The organism is Pseudomonas sp. HY7a-MNA-CIBAN-0227, assembly GCF_040310325.1.
Taxonomy (GTDB): Bacteria; Pseudomonadota; Gammaproteobacteria; order Pseudomonadales; family Pseudomonadaceae; genus Aquipseudomonas.
The window spans coordinates 1-247 of sequence record NZ_JBEOPT010000298.1; the positions used below are offsets into that span (position 1 = coordinate 1).

The 247-nt window shown below is 40.9% G+C and carries 1 protein-coding gene; it reads right to left on the bottom strand.

The window, feature by feature from the left end; genetic code table 11:
* A partial coding sequence (locus AAEZ06_RS28005; RefSeq protein WP_350617442.1) for a hypothetical protein occupies positions 1-247 on the bottom strand: 247 nt, incomplete at both ends.

Sequence of the window (247 nt, forward strand, 5' to 3'; positions counted from 1 at the left end):
GCATATGGCTTAGTATCAATGACCAAGCTCTCTGATGTCTCAGACTCTATTTTACTTCTAGCTTTCTTAACTAGCTTATCTAGCGATCGAACTGACATGTTATTGAGAGATTTTGCGGCTTCAGTTCGTTCTAGCTCGTACTCCAGTTCTGGTAATGTGGCAAGCCTATCGATAGTAGCTTGTGCTAAATCTGGGCCAACTTTTAGATCTTGTTGTGGTAAAATAACTGATGATGGCTGGTCTATGT